Raw genomic sequence first — 15801 nt, forward strand, 5'->3', positions numbered from 1 at the left:
CGCTTCTTCTTGGTTAAAATACTCCGGGGGTTTGGGGGCTGGCCCCCAATCGGCGCCTCAGATCGGGCGGGTGCGCAGGAACAGGTAAAGCGGCAACCCGCAGCTGACCCCGATCAGGAACGTCGCCGGGATCGCCCAAAGCGCCGACCAATTGCGGCGCACGGACACCTCGGCCAAGATCCACAGGGTCAGGGCGAGGGCGGAAATGCTCAGATCCCAGAACAGCCCCGCCACCGCGCCATTGGCCTGCCAGGCCGCGATCAGCGCGGCCGGGCTGAACCCGTTGCCCGCCAGCCAGGGCAGCAGGTGAAACATCGGATGCGCCGCGCCCCAGATCGCCAGACCCAGATATGCCAGGCGCAGCACCGACATCAGAAACTGATGCCGATCGTCGCCTCGCCCGACACCGTGACCCCGGTTTTCGGGGCTTTCGGTGCCGGCGCGGTGGGTTCGCCGTCGGCGCCGCAGGCGGCAAGGCCCAGCAGCGCGATCAGGATCAGGGCCCGTTTCATTCCAGCACCTTCTTCCAGCGTTCGATCTGCACCAGCACCTGCGCCGGTGCGGTGCCGCCATAGGACATGCGCGAAGCGACCGAATTGTCCACGCCGAGCACGCCGAAGACCGCATCGGTGATCGCCTCATGCACCGATTTCATATCCTCCAGCGTCAGGTCCGGCAGGTCGCAGCCCTTGGATTCGGCCAGCGCCACCAGCGACCCGGTGACGTGGTGGGCGTCGCGGAACGGCATGTTCAATTCGCGCACCAGCCAGTCGGCCAGGTCGGTGGCGGTGGAGAAACCCGATCCGGCGGCGGCGGCCAGCGCCTCTTTGTTGCCGGTCATGTCGCCGACCATCCCGGTCATCGCGGCCAGCGCCAGCATCAGGTTGTCGGCGGCGTCGAACACCTGTTCCTTGTCTTCCTGCATGTCCTTGGAATAGGCCAGCGGCAGCCCCTTCATCACCGTCATCAGCGCCACGTTGGCGCCGAAGATGCGGCCGATCTTGGCGCGCAGCAGCTCCGCCGCGTCGGGGTTGCGTTTCTGCGGCATGATCGATGACCCGGTCGACCACTTGTCCGACATGGTCACGAAGCGGAACTGGGCCGAGGACCAGATCACCAGCTCCTCGGCAAAGCGCGACAGGTGCATCGCGGTCAGCGAGGCGCAGGACAGGAATTCCAGCGCGAAATCGCGATCTGCCACCCCGTCGAGCGAATTGGCGGTCGGCCGATCGAAGCCAAGCGCGGCGGCGGTCATGTGCCGGTCGATCGGGAAGGACGTCCCGGCCAGCGCCGCCGATCCCAGCGGGCATTCGTTCATCCGCTTGCGGGCGTCGCGGAAACGCGACAGATCGCGGCCGAACATTTCCACATAGGCCATCATGTGATGGCCCCAGGTCACCGGCTGCGCGGTCTGCAGATGGGTGAAGCCGGGCATCACCCAGTCATACCCGGCCTCGGCCTGGCCGATCAGCGCCTTGATCAGCGCCTCGATGCCCTCAACGGCGGCGTCGATCTGGTCGCGAACCCAGAGTTTGAAATCGGTCGCCACCTGGTCGTTGCGCGACCGCGCGGTGTGCAGTCGGCCGGCCGGTTCGCCGACCAATTGCTTCAGCCGCGCCTCGACATTCATGTGGATGTCTTCCAGCGCGGTGGAAAATTCGAACGTGCCGCTGTCGATCTCTGACAACACCGTGAGCAGACCTTCCCGAATGACCTCGGCGTCGTTATCAGTAATGATGCCCGTCGCGGCCAGCATGGCGGCATGGGCCCTTGAACCCGCGATATCCTGCGCGGCCATGCGCTGGTCATAGCCGATCGAGGCGTTGATCGCCTCCATGATCGCGTCAGGACCGGCGGCAAAGCGGCCGCCCCACATCTGGTTCGAGGAAGTGTCACTCATGTCTGCCCCTTGGGAGGTAATATGCGGAAATTCGTCTCTCTGGTCCTTTATACGGCCTTGATGCTTGGTGCAAATGTATCGCAGGCCAACGAGGCCGACACCTTGCGCGATCTGCGCCAGGGCGACATGAAGAAGCTGATCCTGCACAGCGCCCCGAAAGAAAAACCCCAGGTCGCCTTCCAGACCGAAGATGGCGGCACGGCGACGCTGGCCGATTATCGCGGCAAATACGTGCTGGTGAATTTCTGGGCCACCTGGTGCGCGCCCTGCCGCGCCGAAATGCCCATGCTGGATGCGCTGCAAGGCACCTATGGCGGCGAAGACTTCGAGGTCGTCACCATCGCCGCCGGGCGCAACCCGGTGCCGGCGATGAAGAAGTTCTTCGCCGAGGCCGGGGTGGAAAACCTGCCGCTGCACCGCGACCCCAAGCAACAACTGGCCCGCGCCATGGGGGTGATCGGATTGCCGCTTTCGGTGCTGATGGACCGCGAAGGGCGCGAAATCGGCCGCTTGATAGGTGACGCGGATTGGAACGGCGAAGACGCCCATGTCCTGATCGAGGCGCTGATCGGGGCCGCAAACTAGATCAAAACTGGATCAAATTTTAAGCTTAACAATCGGTTAGCCAATCTGCCGCACCCTGACCCTCGCCAATCGGAGAGGGTGACATGACGGGTCGGAAATTCGGAAAATTCGCGGACATCCCGGACGGGCAGGACAGCCCGCTGGCCTATGCCACGCAGCAGCGCGACAAGAACGTGCTGAAAATGGTCGAGGACGCGCTGCGCCACAATGAGGCGGCGCTGGCCTTCCAGCCGGTGGTCGAAGCGGCAAGGCCCGACCGGGTCGCCTTCTACGAAGGGTTGATGCGGATTTTCGACGAAACCGAACGGGTCATCCCGGCGCGGGATTTCATCGATCACGTGGAAGACACCGAAATCGGCCGACTGATCGATTGCGTCGCGCTGGAACAGGGGTTGGAGGTTCTGGCCGAAGCCCCCGATATCCGGCTGTCGGTCAACATGTCGCTGCGCTCGGCCGGCTATCCGCGCTGGATGGACAGCCTGGAACGCGGGCTGGCCCGCGATCCAAGCATCGGCGAGCGGCTGATCCTGGAAATCAGCGAAGCCTCGGTGATGCAGGTGCCCGAACTGGTCATCCCGTTCATGGACCATATCCGCAACAGGAACATCGCCTTCGCGCTGGACGATTTCGGCTCCGGCGCGACCTCGCTGCGCTTCTTCCGGGATTTCCGCTTCGACATCCTGAAAATCAGCGGCGCCTTCTGCCGCCGGATCCACCTCGAACCCGACAACCAGGTGCTGATTTCGGCGCTGAACATGATCGGCGATCATTTCGGCATGCTGACCGTCGCAACCGGCATCGAGGCCCGGGAAGAGGCGGAATGGTGCGCCCGGCACGGGATCGGCTGCCTGCAGGGATACCTGTTCGGTGCGCCGAGCCTGAAGATGAGCTGGAAAGGCGATCAACGCCGCGCGGGATGACGAAAACGTGCTGCGGCGCAGTATCCCCCTCAATTTCCGGCGATCGCCCCAACGTCGTAGTTCTGCGTGGTTGCCGCAGCGCGGCGAATAATCTATGACGGCAGGCAAGGCGGGGAGTCTCGGGCCCGCGACGACCGCAGGGCCGCTGCTGCTCCTCGACCCGGAAATTGGTGGAGGATAATATGACCAATGTTGTAATCGTTTCGGCGGCCCGTACGGCTGTTGGATCTTTCAGCGGCTCTTTCGCAAATACCCCGGCCCACGATCTGGGTTCCGCGGTTCTGGAAGCGCTCGTCGAACGCGCCGGTATCGACAAATCCGAAGTGTCCGAAACCATTCTGGGTCAGGTTCTGACCGCGGGCCAGGGCCAGAACCCGGCACGCCAAGCCCATATCAATGCCGGTCTGCCGATCGAAAGCGCGGCCTGGGGCATCAACCAGGTGTGCGGCTCGGGCCTGCGTGCCGTCGCACTGGGCGCGCAGCACATCCAGCTGGGCGATGCCGGGATCGTCGCCGCGGGCGGCCAGGAAAGCATGTCGCTGAGCACCCACGTCGCGCATCTGCGCGCGGGCGTGAAAATGGGCGATGTGAAATACATCGATTCGATGATCCGCGACGGTCTGTGGGACGCCTTCAACGGCTACCACATGGGCCAGACGGCAGAAAACGTCGCGCAGCAATGGCAGATCAGCCGCGAAATGCAGGATGAATTCGCCGTCGCGTCGCAGAACAAGGCCGAAGCGGCCCAGAACGCGGGCAAGTTCGACGACGAGGTGATCCCCTTCATCGTCAAGACCCGCAAGGGCGAGATCGTCGTCGACAAAGATGAATATATCCGCCACGGCGCCACCATCGAGGCGATGCAGAAACTGCGCCCCGCCTTCACCAAGGACGGCACCGTCACCGCCGCCAACGCATCGGGCATCAACGACGGCGCCGCCGGCGTGCTGCTGATGAGCGCGGAAGAAGCCGAAAAGCGCGGCCTGGAACCGCTGGCGCGGATCGCGTCCTACGCCACCGCCGGGGTCGACCCGTCGATCATGGGCGTCGGCCCGATCGCCGCGTCGCGCAAGGCGCTGGAAAAGGCCGGCTGGGCCGTCAGCGACCTGGACCTGGTGGAAGCCAACGAAGCCTTCGCCGCACAGGCCTGCGCGGTGAACAAGGACATGGGTTGGGACCCGTCGATCGTCAACGTGAACGGCGGCGCCATCGCCATCGGCCACCCGATCGGCGCGTCGGGCTGCCGTATCCTGAACACGCTGCTGTTCGAACTGAAGCGGCGCGAGGCGAAGAAGGGCCTCGCCACGCTGTGTATCGGCGGCGGCATGGGCGTGGCCATGTGCCTGGAACGGCCATAAGGGTCGGATGCAGGACGAAACGACATATCAAGGGGCGCCCAACGGCGCCCCTTTTTTTGGGCAAGTCTTAGGCAAAATGCCGCAACTGCGAAAAAAACGCCTGAAAGGCCCGATTTCATCGCGCAATAATGTTGCGCAATTATGGACAGCAAAGTAACAGTGTTACCGACACGTTTTGCCAAACTGGAGGATACCATGGCACGAATCGCACTCGTCACCGGCGGATCGCGCGGCATCGGCGCAGCAATTTCAAAGGCGCTGAAGGCCGAGGGTTATGAGGTCGCAGCGACCTATGCCGGCAACGATGAGGCTGCCGCGAATTTCACCGCGGAAACCGGGATCAAGACCTACAAGTGGAACGTGGCCGATTACGAGGAATCGAAGGCCGGGATCGCCCAGGTCGAAGCCGATCTGGGCCCGATCGACGTGGTCGTCGCCAATGCCGGCATCACCCGCGACGCGCCGTTCCACCGGATGACCCCGGAACAGTGGAGCGAAGTGGTCAACACCAACCTGACCGGCGTGTTCAACACCGTGCACCCGGTCTGGCCGGGCATGCGCGAACGCGGCTTCGGCCGGGTCATCGTGATCAGCTCGATCAACGGCCAGAAGGGCCAGTTCGGCCAGGTCAACTATGCCGCCACCAAGGCGGGCGATCTGGGCATCGTGAAATCGCTGGCGCAGGAAGGCGCGGCCAAAGGCATCACCGCCAACGCAATCTGCCCCGGCTACATCGCCACCGAAATGGTGATGGCGGTGCCAGAAAAGGTGCGTGAATCGATCATCGCGCAGATCCCCACCGGCCGCCTGGGCGAACCGGAAGAAATCGCGCGCTGCGTCGTGTTCCTGGCCTCGGATGATGCGACCTTCATCAACGGGTCGACCATCACCGCCAATGGCGGCCAGTTCTTCGTCTAAGAACACCTATCCCGAACAAACCAAGGGCCGGTCCAGCGACCGGCCCTTTTGCGTGTCGTAAGACCGGATCGGGGTCAGCGGCACGGTTCCGTAAGGCCCCGATGGGCCAGCGGAACGGAATGGCGGGTGAACAGCCAGGCAAAGACCGCGCGGAGCGCATTTGCGCGCTCGGCATGGGCGGTTTCGAAGGCTTGGGCGATGCGGGCGTTTTGTGCGGCTTCGATCATAATGACACCTTGAATAAAGCGTTTCTGAACTGTCCTCACTATGCGCCTTTACAGGAAAGCCGACAAACGAGACTTTTCACAGCTTCAGTTAAGTTGTATTTAACTCGCATGTCCGAACGCCTGCCCCCTTTGACCGCCCTGCGCGCCTTCGAGGCCGCCGCGCGGCACATGTCATTTGCCAAGGCGGCGGAGGAATTGAACGTCACCCCCGCCGCGCTGTCGTTCCAGATCAAATCGCTGGAAGAACACCTGGGCGCGCCGCTTTTCATCCGGCTGAACCGGGCGGTGGAACTGACCGAGGCGGGCAAGACGCTGGCGCCGGGCGCCTCGGACGGGTTCCAGAAACTGACCGCCGCCTGGCGTGCCACCCAGCGTTTGCAGGACAACACGACCCTGACGGTGACGGCAGGCCCGGCGATGACAGCGAAATGGCTGGCGCCGCGGCTCTACGATTTCGCCCGCGCCCACCCGGAAATCGAATTGCGCATTTCCGCCAACCTGCGCGTGGCCGATCTGAAACGCGACGAGGTCGATGTGGCGATCCGCTTCGGCTATGGCGTGGACGACGACCTCTATTCGGTGCCGGTGCGCAAGGAATGGCTGACCCCGGTGATGACGCCCGCCCTGGCCGCGAAATACCCGACGCCGGAAAGCCTGACGCAAGCGCCACTGATCTATGACGATTCGATCGACTTCCTCGCCCCGCCCTGCGACTGGCCCACGTGGTTCCGCGCCGTGGGGGTGGATTTCACCCCGACACGGGGGGCGCATTTTTCCAATGCCGATCACGCCATCGACGCCGCCTGCGCCGGGGTCGGTGTGGCCCTGGGCCGCCGCCCGATGATCATCAAGGACCTGATGGAAGGCCGGCTGGTGGCCCCGTTCAAGGTGGCGATCGAAACCGACGCGCGATTTCGCTTCCTGTGTCAGCGCGGCACGGAAAACCGGCCGCAGATCGCCGCTTTCCGCGACTGGTTCTTTGCCGAGATCGAAAGAACCGCGTATATCTCGGACGATTTCACCATCGTCCCGGTCAAGGATATCCCGCCCGCATGACTCGCCAATCCGCCACCGCCATCGGCTTCATCGCCGTACTGCTTTGGGCGCTTCTGGCGCTGTTCACCGTGGGCACGGCCCCCACCCCGCCGCTGCTGCTGAATGCGATCTGTTTCAGCGTCGGCGGCACGCTGGGTTTGATCTGGACCATCGCGGGCGGCGGCTGGCAGCGGCTGAAATCTGTGCCTCTCAGGGTCTATGTCTTCGGCACGCTGGGGCTGTTCGGCTATCACGCGCTGTATTTCAGCGCGCTGCGGCTGGCGCCCCCGGCGCAGGCGGGGCTGATCGCCTATCTCTGGCCCTTGCTGATCGTGCTGTTTTCCGGGCTGCTGCCGGGTGAGAGGCTGAAGCCCGGGCATTTCATCGGCGGCATCATCGGGTTTCTCGGCGCGGCGCTGATCATCGGCGGTGGCGGCGCGGGCTTCGATGCCGCGTCGTTGCCGGGCTACCTTCTGGCGCTTGGCTGCGCGCTGACCTGGTCGGGCTATTCGGTGCTGTCGCGCCGGATCGGCGACGCGCCCACCGAATCCGTCGCGGTGTTCTGCATCGCCACCGCCATCCTGTCGGCAGGCCTGCATCTGGCGCTGGAAGAAACCGTCTGGCCGCAGGGTGCAGCGGGCTGGGGATCGGCGCTGGCGCTTGGGCTGGGGCCGGTCGGCCTGGCCTTCTATGTCTGGGATATCGGGGTGAAACGCGGCGATATTCAGTTGCTCGGCGTTTCGTCCTATGCGGCGCCTTTGCTGTCGACCCTGGCGCTGGTCCTTTTCGGGATCGCCGCCCCAACTTGGTCGCTGGGGCTGGCGGCGTTGCTTATCACCGGCGGCGCGGCATTGGCCGCGCGCGCCAGCCTGTCGAACTGATCAGACCAGTTCCGAACTCAGACGTTCGATTTCTTCTTTAAGCCGCAGCTTCTGTTTTTTCATTTCGGAGATTTCCGCATCAGGCGTTCCCGGCGCGCGCTGCGCCACTTCAACCTGTTGCGAGAGGGTAAGGTGTTTCTTCTTCAGTTCCTCAATATGTGAACTCAAGGGCATAAGCATTCTCCTCTCTATGAAAACAATATGACAACTGCATCACAACTTTTTCACGCTGTCACGCCGCAATGCAGAATGCGGCAAAGAAATGCTTAAGCCTTCGGCGCGCTCAGCCGGGAAAAGGCAGGGCCGCCCCCTCTCTCAGCACTGAATTGATTTCAGAAGTATAGCTTTCGCCGTCCTGCTGATGCGTTTCGCCCTCATGCATAAGGATGCCGGCATGCAGGCGAAAAGCGGCCCGCCCGCCCTTGCGTCCGCGGATCAAGAACAGCTGTGATTCGCGCCCCTGACGCGGCAGGATCGGCATCAGCTGCAGGCTGCCCAGCCGCGCCTGCATCGTGCAAAGCAGTTCCGGCAGGCGTTCGACCCGCTGTATGAAGGTCACGAAGCCGCGCGGTTTGACCCGTTTCGCCGCCGCCTCGATCCAGGCCTCCAGCGGCGTGTCGCCGCCCAGGGCGATGTCGCGCCCCGGGTCCTGCGCCGACACCGAAGCGTCGCGCAGGAAATAGGGCGGATTGGCGAAGACGTGATCGAATTGCCGGTCGCGCAACCCGGCGGGCATTGCTGCCAGATCGCCGGTCACCACCTCGAATTTCGCCCCGGCCTCAGCCGCGTTGCGCCGGGCCAGATCGGCGTAATCGGCCTGTATTTCCAGCCCCGTCGCCCGCAGCCCCGGCACCCGCGCCAGCAGGCACAGCGACGCCACGCCGACGCCGCAGCCCAGCTCCAGAACCTCCTGCCCCTGTTGGGCATCGACGGCGGCCGCCAGCATTACCGCATCCACCCCGGCGCGATAGCCGCGCGCCGGTTGCCAGGCGCGTACCCGCCCGCCAAGGAAATCGGTATGGGTCAGATCATCCATCCAGAACGATTCCGTTATCCTGCAACACCCGTTCGGCGCGGGCGTGATCTTCGTCCCGCACCATCAACCGGCGCGGCAAAATGCCGATACTGCCCTCAAGAACGCTCATATTTACGTCCATTTCAAACCAGTCTATACCCTCGCCCTGAAGCAAGGCTTTGGCAAAGGCGATCGCAGTGGGGTCGGTCGTTCGAAGCAGTTGTTTCATAATGGGGAATTAAGGGCATGGTGTCGGATTTGTCGAGCCATGTACGGGGTTGTGATGAACCTGGATCAAGCATCTACCAAACCGCATGAGCTTCTGGCGGCGCATCTCGACGCGAAGATGAAGGCGGTGGATACGCTGATCCATGACCGGATGATGTCCAAGCACGCGCCGCGCATCCCGGAAGTGACCGCGCACCTGGTCGATGCCGGCGGCAAGCGGCTGCGCCCGATGCTGACGCTGGCGGCGGCGGAACTGTGCGGCTACACCGGCGCTTATGACGTGCATCTGGCCGGGACGGTGGAATTCATCCATACCGCCACCCTGCTGCATGATGACGTGGTCGACGAAAGCGCGCAGCGCCGTGGCCGCCCCACCGCCAACCTGCTGTGGGACAACAAATCCAGCGTGCTGGTCGGCGATTACCTGTTTTCGCGCGCCTTCCAGTTGATGGTCGAACCGGGCAGCCTGCGGGTGCTGGACATCCTGTCCAACGCCGCCGCCACCATCGCCGAAGGCGAGGTGCTGCAACTGACCGCCGCGCAGGATCTGCGCACCGATGAATCGATCTACCTGCAGGTGGTGCGCGGCAAGACGGCGGCGCTGTTTTCGGCGGCGACCGAGGTGGGCGGCGTGATCGCCGGGGCGCATGAAGCCGAAATCAACGCGCTGCACGCCTATGGCGACGCGCTTGGCATCGCGTTCCAGATCGTCGACGACCTTCTGGATTATCAGGGCGACAGCAAGGCAACCGGCAAGAATGTCGGCGACGATTTCCGCGAACGCAAACTGACCCTGCCGGTGATCAAGGCGGTGGCCAAGGCCAATGAGGAAGAACGCGCCTTCTGGTCGCGTACCATCGAGAAGGGTCGCCAGGAAGACGGCGATCTGGAACACGCGCTGGCGCTGCTGCACAAGCATAACGCCTTGGACGCCACCCGCCGCGATGCGCTGGACTGGGCCGAGAAGGCCAAGCAGGCGATGGCGGAACTACCCGATCACCCGCTGCGCGAGTTGCTGATCGACCTGGCCGATTACGTGGTCGCGCGGATCAACTGAGCCGCGCCGCCGCGACCCACCAGCCATCGCGCTGCAACTCCCCGGCAGCGGCCTTTGCCTCGGCCGCGCTGGCGTAAAGCCCGAAACAGGTCGCGCCCGATCCCGACATGCGTGCGAGCGCACAGCCCTGCGTCGCGGCAATCGCTTCCAGCACCTCACCGATCACCGGCTGGGCGGCAATCGCGGGCTTTTCCAGATCGTTCCTTTGCAGCTTCAGCCAGCCGATCAGCGCACCAAACCCGGGCTGCGCGGGCAGCGGATCCATCGCCGGATTGTTCTTGCGCGCCAGCCCCTTAAACACCGCCCCCGTGGGCACCGCGACGCCGGGATTGACCAGCACGCAATGCAGCTCCGGCAGGTCCTCCACCGGTGTCACATCCTCGCCGATCCCGCGCATCATCGCCGCCTTGCCCGCCAAGCAGACCGGCACATCGGCGCCCAGCGACAGGCCCTGATCGGGCACAGGTTTACCGGTCAGATCGCGCAGCGCAGCCAGAACAGCCGCCGCATCCGACGACCCGCCACCGATCCCGGCGGCCGCCGGCAGGTGTTTTTCCAGCGTGATCTCGGCAGCGACGCCCATCAGGTCGGCCGCCCTGATAACAAGATTCTCGGGCCCCGTCGGCACCCCCTGCCCCATCGGGCCGGTGACGCTCAGCGACGGGGTATCAGACAGCGACAGCGCAATCCGGTCGCCGACATCGGCGAACATCACCAGGGATTCGAGCAGATGATACCCGTCTTCCCGCTGTCCGGTGACATGCAGGGTCAGGTTCACCTTCGCCGGGGCAAAGGCCTTACTTGTCGCCATTGGCCACCTTCAGCGGCGCCGCACCTTCAGCAGCGAGAACCGCGTCGAGCCCAACATCCAGCTTCTGCCGGATGCGGTCGGGATCGACCTCGCCCGAGGCGTCTTCGTAATCGACGAAGGACAGGGCGCGGCGCCACTGGAATTCGGCTTCGCGCTTGCGCCCCACCGCCCACAGAACATCGCCCAGGTGATCGTTCACCACCGGATCGACCGGCATCAGTTCGGCGGCATGTTCCATATGCGGCACCGCTTCGTCATAGCGGCCCAGCCGGAACAGCACCCAGCCCAGCGAATCGACGATGTAACCGCTGTCGGGCCGCGCGGCGACCGCGCGTTCGATCATGTCCAGCGCCTCGTCCAGCTTGATCTGCTGCTCGACCAGAGAATAGCCCAGATAGTTCAGCACCTGCGGCTGTTCCGGGTTCAGTTCCAGCGCGGTGCGAAAATCCTTTTCCGCCTTTTCCCACTCGTCCAGCCGCTCATAGCTGATCGCGCGGGCGTAATAGATGAACCATTGGCTCGGGTCGGCATCGTCATAGACCGCCAGCGCCGCGTCATAGGCCGAGACCGCCTCTTCGTAGCGGTGCAGCTGGCGCATCAGGTCGCCCAGATTGACATGCACGATGGCCAGATCGCCGTGGCTGCGGGCCAGCTGTTCCAGCACCTCGACCGCCGCGTCCAGCCGCCCGGCGCTGCGCAGCGCCTCGGCCCGGCCCAGTTCGGCAGCGTGGAAGACAGGGCTGTTCTGATCGACCTTCCTGTAGGTTTCCACCGCCAGGTCGTAGCGTTGCAGATCGTCCAGCAGCGCCGCGCTCATCAGGATCGCGTCGGTATGATCGGGGCGCAGGAATTCCGCCACACGGGAATACAGCAGCGTGTAATCCTGTCCCGCCTCGCTGCTCAGCGCGGCGGCGACGGAATAGAACACCTCGGCCACGCCGTCCTTGGGCGAACGGACCACGGTGAAGGGCAGCGTTTCGCCCTTGCTCAACGCCTCGTGCATGTTGCGAAGCACTGGGTCCAGATCGGGGCCGAACAGTTCCGCGATCATCGCAGCACCTTCTTCGCCGCGTTCCAGTTGGCTGAGGATTTCCACCTGCGCGATGGCGCCGCGGCGGGTCATCTGTATGTCGCTGCCGGAATGTTCGGCGAAAATCGCCGCCGCCGATTCGAAATCCCCGACCGAGGCCAGCGCCAACGCCCGGTGATAAAGCGCAAAGCCCTTCAGGCCGCGCTTTTCGCCCACCGCATCGAACAGATCCAGCGCCGCCGAAACCTGGCCTTCGCCCATCTTCGCCCAGGCCGCGACCAAACCGTCGACCAGCGGCCCGACGCCGTTATCCGACACCGCCCGTTCGGCCAGCGGGGCGTAGCGGCCATTTTCCACATCGTCGGCCATCAGGATCATCTGCGCGATTTGGCTGCGCAGCCCGTCGGCTTCCATCTTGCGGGCGACCGGGACGGCGCGGTCCAGCCGGCCCAGCGACAGCTGCGCCCGCGCGGCGGATTCCAGCAGCACCGGGTTGGACGGATCACGCGCCAGCGCGCGGGTGTAATAGTCGGCGGCGGTCTTGAAATCGGCGGTCATGCCTGCCTGCCGCGCCGCAAGATAGGACCCGGCCAACCCCTGCGCCTGCAGCGGCGCGGTGCCGCTCAACCCAAGGGCCACCGACAGAACGGCACTTGCAACCCAACTTTTCATCATACCCCAGAGCCCTGCGTTTTGTTGTTCCTTTGGGTAACAGAGTAACGCGCCGGGCGGCGAAGGCAATCAAGATGGGCGGAAAACCCCTGTGCAGGCGTGAAATCCGCCGACGTCAGGCCAGAAGGTCGTAAGTCACCTCATCCAGCACCAGGTTGATCTGATCCTGCCCGCCGCCATCGACCAGCGCCCAGAGGATCTGCCCGGTCGGACGATAGATCACGAAGGCTTCCTCGACCCCGGCTACGCCGGCATTGGCGGTTTCGGTGTAATTGACCTGGAACTGATCGAGAGAGGCGCTGCCGCCGAAGACCAGAACGTCGCCCTCGGCTGCGTCGTAATCCTGAATCCAATCCGACCCGTGGCCCGCCACGCCCAGGTGATAGAACTCATCGGCGCCGTCGCCGCCGTTCACCCGGTCATAACCATAGCCGCCATTGATGAAATCGTCGCCGTTGCCGCCGAACAGCAGATCGCCCCAGGCCTGACCGGTCAGCACGTCGTTGCCGTCGCCGCCCAGCACGGTATCGGCACCATACCCGCCGGTCAGCGTGTCGTTGCCCGCGTCGCCGCGCAGTTCGTCATTGCCATAGCCGCCGTCGACATTGTCATTGCCGTCACCGGCATAGACATTGTCCCTTTCATCATCCGCCGTCTGACCGCCAGTGATGCTATCGTCGCCAGCACCGCCGATCAGGGTATCGGCCCCGTCCCGGCCATAGATGTAGTCATTGCCATCCATACCGTTCACGCTGTCGTCGCCGGCATCGCCATAGAGGAAATCCATCACGTCGGACCCGATTTCGGTCACGCCCTGGGGTTTCGGCAGGCGCGCGATATCGACATCGTCCAGATCGGCGAGGAAAATGGGCTGATCCGGCGCGATCGGACCGTCGGAAACCGGGCTTCCGTCCTCAAGCCCCTGCAAGAACGAGGCGAATTCGCTCATCGTGTCGATATAGGACACGTCGTACCCGGCCAGAGGAAAAATGTAGAAATTCTGCGTCGTACCAAAAGGCTGCACCAGCATAAGCACATCGGTTTCATGCCCATCCCACGACATCCGCCAGACCGCGGCCGTGGAACGGTTGATCGGTATCGACACCGGCATCGACACCAATCCCCCCTCGACTTCGACCGAAGTCAGGTTGCTGGTGAAATCGAACAGGGTGTCATAGCCGGTTCCGGTCGTCGTGTAAGACACGCTCGCCCCGTTTGTCGGGCCTTCGGCCGTCAGCGTCGCGTGATAATCGATGACCGGGTACCCGGTAATGGAAGAGGTCCAGAAGGAAAATCCCTCAATGGTGTATGTGGAAGGCAATGCATTCGACCTTTAATAGATTTTTACCCTTTCTAAATTTCGACAAAAAACCGCGCAAGATTCTGGCGCGGTTTGAGCGAATCTGTTGTCTTTTTGTATCAATTCAGACGGCTGGCCGGGGCCGCACTGCGGCTTGCGGTGACGGCCTGTCCCGCAAAAAGAAAGGCGGCCCGAAGGCCGCCCTCTGAGATCACATATTCGGGTAATTCGGCCCGTCGCCGCCCTGCGGCGTGGTCCAGTTGATGTTCTGCGCCGGGTCCTTGATATCGCAGGTCTTGCAGTGGACACAGTTCTGGAAGTTGATGACGAATTCCTGCTTGCCGTCCTTTTCCACCACCTCGTAGACCCCGGCCGGGCAATAGCGCTGCGCCGGTTCGTCATACATGGGCAGGTTGTTGGAAATCGGCACCATCGGGTCCTTCAACTGCAGATGGCAGGGCTGGCTTTCCTCGTGGTTGGTGAAGGAGAAGCTGACATTGGTCAGGCGGTCGAAGCTGAGCGTGCCGTCGGGTTTCGGGTAATCGATCGGCTTGTGCACCGAGGCCGGTTCGGTCGCCGCCGCGTCGGTCTTGCCGTGCTTCAGCGTACCCAGCAGCGAGAAGCCCAGCGTGTTGGTCCACATGTCGAAACCGCCAAGCGCCAGCGACGCGGTGAGGCCGAATTTCGACCACAGCGGTTTGACGTTGCGCACCTTCTTGAGGTCCTTGCCGATCGCGCCGGTGCGGACCTCGGTTTCGTAATCGTGCAGCTCATCGCCCGAACGGCCCGCCTTGATCGCCTCATAGGCGGCTTCGGCCGCGGCCTTGCCCGACAGCATCGCGTTGTGGTTGCCCTTGATCCGCGGCACGTTGACCATGCCCACCGAACAGCCCAGCAGCGCCACGCCCGGCGCCACCATCTGCGGCATCGATTGATAGCCGCCTTCGGAAATCGCCCGCGCGCCGTAGGCCACGCGCTTGCCGCCCTTCAGCAGCTCGGCCACCATCGGGTGATGCTTGAAGCGCTGGAATTCCATGTAGGGGAACAGGTAGGGGTTCTTATAGTTCAGGTGCACCACGAAGCCGACATAGACCTGATTGTTGTCCAGGTGATAGATGAACGACCCGCCGCCGGCATTACTGCCCAGGGGCCAGCCCATCGTGTGGGTCACGGTGCCTTCGCGGTGCTTGGCCGGGTCGATTTCCCAGATTTCCTTCATGCCGACGCCGAATTTCTGCGGTTCCTTACCGTCGGACAGCCCGTAGCGTTCGATCACTTCCTTGGCGAGGCTGCCGCGCACGCCCTCGGACAGGAACACGTATTTGCCGTGCAGCTCCATCCCCGGCTCGTAGCCCGGCCCCGGGGTGCCGTCGGGGTTCTTGCCGAATTCACCGGCGACGACGCCCTTGATCGTGCCCGCCTCGCCATAGACCAGTTCGGAACAGGCCATGCCGGGGAAAATCTCGACGCCCAGCTCCTCGGCCTGTTCGGCCATCCAGCGGCAGACATTGCCCATCGATACGATGTAGTTGCCGTGGTTGTTCATCAGCGGCGGCATCGGCCAGTTCGGCACCCGCACCTCGCCCGCTTCGCCCAGCATGTAGAAATTGTCTTCCTTCACCGGAACGTTCAGCGGCGCGCCCTTTTCCTTCCAGTCGGGGATCAGCGCATCGAGCCCGCAAGGGTCCAGCACCGCACCCGACAGGATATGCGCGCCAACCTCGGAGCCCTTTTCCAGAACCACGACGTTCAGATCGGCATCCAGTTGTTTCAGCCGGATCGCCGCGGACAGGCCCGCCGGGCCTGCACCCACGATCACAACGTCATATTCCATCGCTTCCCGTTCGATTTCCGACATGGGTGG

18 protein-coding genes are annotated in these 15801 nt (G+C 63.6%); 7 read left to right on the top strand and 11 right to left on the bottom strand.

The features are described 5' to 3' along the window. Positions 1 to 57: 57 nt before the first annotated feature. Genes GR167_RS18105 through argH form a run of 3 tightly spaced genes read right to left on the bottom strand, consistent with a single transcriptional unit; the run spans position 58 to position 1900 of the window. Positions 58 to 372 (bottom strand): DUF2834 domain-containing protein, encoded by a 315-nt coding sequence (locus GR167_RS18105; protein ID WP_160975145.1) that lies wholly within the window; start codon positions 370 to 372, stop codon positions 58 to 60. Then, positions 372 to 512 (bottom strand): argininosuccinate lyase, encoded by a 141-nt coding sequence (locus GR167_RS18110; RefSeq protein WP_160975146.1) that lies wholly within the window; start codon positions 510 to 512, stop codon positions 372 to 374. Before GR167_RS18110 ends, GR167_RS18105 begins: the two co-directional genes overlap by 1 nt. Continuing rightward, entirely contained in the window at positions 509 to 1900 is a 1392-nt protein-coding gene (gene argH, locus GR167_RS18115) for an argininosuccinate lyase (RefSeq protein WP_212770036.1), read from the bottom strand. Before argH ends, GR167_RS18110 begins: the two co-directional genes overlap by 4 nt. A gap of 60 nt (positions 1901 to 1960) precedes the next feature. Between argH and GR167_RS18120 the strand changes: the two genes are divergently transcribed. From GR167_RS18120 to phbB, 4 genes are all read left to right on the top strand, one after another. Beyond that, the gene (locus GR167_RS18120; RefSeq protein ID WP_235916046.1) at positions 1961 to 2485 is read left to right on the top strand and encodes a TlpA disulfide reductase family protein; all 525 of its coding nucleotides are present in this window, start codon (positions 1961 to 1963) and stop codon (positions 2483 to 2485) included. Positions 2486 to 2568: 83 nt separating this feature from the next. Then, entirely contained in the window at positions 2569 to 3405 is an 837-nt protein-coding gene (locus GR167_RS18125; RefSeq protein WP_160975148.1) for an EAL domain-containing protein, read from the top strand. Between the two features lie 182 nt (positions 3406 to 3587). Further along, positions 3588 to 4763, top strand: a complete 1176-nt coding sequence (locus GR167_RS18130; protein ID WP_160975149.1) for an acetyl-CoA C-acetyltransferase — start codon at positions 3588 to 3590, stop codon at positions 4761 to 4763. Between the two features lie 195 nt (positions 4764 to 4958). Then, complete coding sequence (gene phbB, locus GR167_RS18135) at positions 4959 to 5681, top strand: acetoacetyl-CoA reductase (RefSeq protein WP_160975150.1); 723 nt, start codon at positions 4959 to 4961, stop codon at positions 5679 to 5681. Positions 5682 to 5755: 74 nt separating this feature from the next. Here phbB and GR167_RS18140 read toward each other — a convergent pair whose 3' ends face one another. After that, complete coding sequence (locus GR167_RS18140) at positions 5756 to 5908, bottom strand: hypothetical protein (RefSeq protein WP_160975151.1); 153 nt, start codon at positions 5906 to 5908, stop codon at positions 5756 to 5758. A 108-nt stretch (positions 5909 to 6016) separates the two neighbouring features. Between GR167_RS18140 and GR167_RS18145 the strand changes: the two genes are divergently transcribed. Together GR167_RS18145 and yddG are read left to right on the top strand one after the other, a co-directional pair. Continuing rightward, the gene (locus GR167_RS18145) at positions 6017 to 6964 is read left to right on the top strand and encodes a transcriptional regulator GcvA (RefSeq protein ID WP_160975152.1); all 948 of its coding nucleotides are present in this window, start codon (positions 6017 to 6019) and stop codon (positions 6962 to 6964) included. Next, positions 6961 to 7824, top strand: coding sequence for an aromatic amino acid exporter YddG (gene yddG, locus GR167_RS18150; protein WP_160975153.1), 864 nt, complete (start codon positions 6961 to 6963; stop codon positions 7822 to 7824). Before GR167_RS18145 ends, yddG begins: the two co-directional genes overlap by 4 nt. Here the strand turns inward: yddG and GR167_RS18155 are convergent, their stop codons facing one another. The 3 genes from GR167_RS18155 to GR167_RS18165 form a co-directional block, all read right to left on the bottom strand. Beyond that, a complete protein-coding gene (locus tag GR167_RS18155) occupies positions 7825 to 7998 on the bottom strand; it encodes a YdcH family protein (protein ID WP_160975154.1) in 174 nt (57 codons plus the stop codon). Between the two features lie 109 nt (positions 7999 to 8107). Beyond that, entirely contained in the window at positions 8108 to 8860 is a 753-nt protein-coding gene (locus GR167_RS18160) for a tRNA1(Val) (adenine(37)-N6)-methyltransferase (RefSeq protein WP_160975155.1), read from the bottom strand. Next, positions 8853 to 9068, bottom strand: coding sequence for a putative signal transducing protein (locus GR167_RS18165; RefSeq protein ID WP_160975156.1), 216 nt, complete (start codon positions 9066 to 9068; stop codon positions 8853 to 8855). The genes GR167_RS18160 and GR167_RS18165 overlap by 8 nt, the downstream gene beginning before the upstream one ends. Positions 9069 to 9122: 54 nt before the next feature. On the opposite strand from GR167_RS18165, the gene GR167_RS18170 reads away from it, so the two are divergent. Continuing rightward, the gene (locus tag GR167_RS18170) at positions 9123 to 10124 is read left to right on the top strand and encodes a polyprenyl synthetase family protein (RefSeq protein ID WP_160975157.1); all 1002 of its coding nucleotides are present in this window, start codon (positions 9123 to 9125) and stop codon (positions 10122 to 10124) included. Here GR167_RS18170 and GR167_RS18175 read toward each other — a convergent pair. From GR167_RS18175 to GR167_RS18190, 4 genes are all read right to left on the bottom strand, one after another. Continuing rightward, entirely contained in the window at positions 10117 to 10935 is an 819-nt protein-coding gene (locus GR167_RS18175) for a 4-(cytidine 5'-diphospho)-2-C-methyl-D-erythritol kinase (RefSeq protein ID WP_160975158.1), read from the bottom strand. The genes GR167_RS18170 and GR167_RS18175 overlap by 8 nt on opposite strands. Then, on the bottom strand, positions 10922 to 12637 hold the full coding sequence (locus GR167_RS18180) for a tetratricopeptide repeat protein (protein ID WP_160975280.1): 1716 nt from the start codon (positions 12635 to 12637) through the stop codon (positions 10922 to 10924). Before GR167_RS18180 ends, GR167_RS18175 begins: the two co-directional genes overlap by 14 nt. A 115-nt stretch (positions 12638 to 12752) precedes the next feature. After that, entirely contained in the window at positions 12753 to 13958 is a 1206-nt protein-coding gene (locus tag GR167_RS18185) for a calcium-binding protein (RefSeq protein ID WP_235916029.1), read from the bottom strand. Between the two features lie 190 nt (positions 13959 to 14148). Continuing rightward, positions 14149 to 15795: an electron transfer flavoprotein-ubiquinone oxidoreductase gene (locus GR167_RS18190; protein ID WP_160975159.1), complete on the bottom strand. Its 1647-nt coding sequence runs from the start codon at positions 15793 to 15795 to the stop codon at positions 14149 to 14151. Positions 15796 to 15801 lie beyond the last annotated feature (6 nt).

It is taken from the genome of Thalassovita mangrovi (assembly GCF_009857745.1).
Taxonomy (GTDB): Bacteria; Pseudomonadota; Alphaproteobacteria; order Rhodobacterales; family Rhodobacteraceae; genus Thalassobius; species Thalassobius mangrovi.

Excerpts from the sequence above, each read along its gene's own strand:
- GR167_RS18105 (WP_160975145.1), bottom strand. The coding sequence starts at position 372 with ATGTCGGTGCTGCGCCTGGCATATCTGGGTCTGGCGATCTGGGGCGCG.
- GR167_RS18110 (WP_160975146.1), bottom strand. The coding sequence starts at position 512 with ATGAAACGGGCCCTGATCCTGATCGCGCTGCTGGGCCTTGCCGCCTGC.
- argH (WP_212770036.1), bottom strand. The coding sequence starts at position 1,900 with ATGAGTGACACTTCCTCGAACCAGATGTGGGGCGGCCGCTTTGCCGCC.
- GR167_RS18120 (WP_235916046.1), top strand. The coding sequence starts at position 1,961 with ATGCTTGGTGCAAATGTATCGCAGGCCAACGAGGCCGACACCTTGCGC.
- GR167_RS18125 (WP_160975148.1), top strand. The coding sequence starts at position 2,569 with ATGACGGGTCGGAAATTCGGAAAATTCGCGGACATCCCGGACGGGCAG.
- GR167_RS18130 (WP_160975149.1), top strand. The coding sequence starts at position 3,588 with ATGACCAATGTTGTAATCGTTTCGGCGGCCCGTACGGCTGTTGGATCT.
- phbB (WP_160975150.1), top strand. The coding sequence starts at position 4,959 with ATGGCACGAATCGCACTCGTCACCGGCGGATCGCGCGGCATCGGCGCA.
- GR167_RS18140 (WP_160975151.1), bottom strand. The coding sequence starts at position 5,908 with ATGATCGAAGCCGCACAAAACGCCCGCATCGCCCAAGCCTTCGAAACC.
- GR167_RS18145 (WP_160975152.1), top strand. The coding sequence starts at position 6,017 with ATGTCCGAACGCCTGCCCCCTTTGACCGCCCTGCGCGCCTTCGAGGCC.
- yddG (WP_160975153.1), top strand. The coding sequence starts at position 6,961 with ATGACTCGCCAATCCGCCACCGCCATCGGCTTCATCGCCGTACTGCTT.
- GR167_RS18155 (WP_160975154.1), bottom strand. The coding sequence starts at position 7,998 with ATGCCCTTGAGTTCACATATTGAGGAACTGAAGAAGAAACACCTTACC.
- GR167_RS18160 (WP_160975155.1), bottom strand. The coding sequence starts at position 8,860 with ATGGATGATCTGACCCATACCGATTTCCTTGGCGGGCGGGTACGCGCC.
- GR167_RS18165 (WP_160975156.1), bottom strand. The coding sequence starts at position 9,068 with ATGAAACAACTGCTTCGAACGACCGACCCCACTGCGATCGCCTTTGCC.
- GR167_RS18170 (WP_160975157.1), top strand. The coding sequence starts at position 9,123 with ATGAACCTGGATCAAGCATCTACCAAACCGCATGAGCTTCTGGCGGCG.
- GR167_RS18175 (WP_160975158.1), bottom strand. The coding sequence starts at position 10,935 with ATGGCGACAAGTAAGGCCTTTGCCCCGGCGAAGGTGAACCTGACCCTG.
- GR167_RS18180 (WP_160975280.1), bottom strand. The coding sequence starts at position 12,637 with ATGAAAAGTTGGGTTGCAAGTGCCGTTCTGTCGGTGGCCCTTGGGTTG.
- GR167_RS18190 (WP_160975159.1), bottom strand. The coding sequence starts at position 15,795 with ATGTCGGAAATCGAACGGGAAGCGATGGAATATGACGTTGTGATCGTG.